Genomic DNA, 294 nt, shown 5'->3' on the forward strand with positions numbered 1-294 from the left:
GGTGGGGCGGGCGGCCGGGTCCTTGGCGAGGCAGCCGCGCACGAGGTCGTCCAGCTCGGCGGGGAGCCCGGCGAGGCCCCGCTCGGCGGGGGCGATGCGGAACATCACGGCGCGCACGCCGCTTTCGGCGGCGCCGCACGGGGCGCGGCCGGTCGCCGCGCACGCCAGGACCGAACCGAGGCAGAAGACGTCCGACGCGGAGGTGACGCGATCGCCGCGCACCCGCCCGGGCGCCATGAACCCGGGCGACCCGACGACCGCCCCGCTGCCGGTCCGCCCGCCGTCGGTGCCCGT

The 294-nt window shown here is 80.3% G+C and carries 1 protein-coding gene; it reads right to left on the minus strand.

Translation table 11 applies throughout. The annotated features are described in order from the left end of the window. Nucleotides 1-294 (minus strand): protein kinase domain-containing protein (locus A4V12_RS12100; protein WP_434974779.1); only part of this gene is annotated, 294 nt, incomplete at both ends.

This window comes from Streptomyces noursei, assembly GCF_001646665.1.
GTDB lineage: Bacteria > Actinomycetota > Actinomycetes > Streptomycetales > Streptomycetaceae > Streptomyces > Streptomyces lavendulocolor.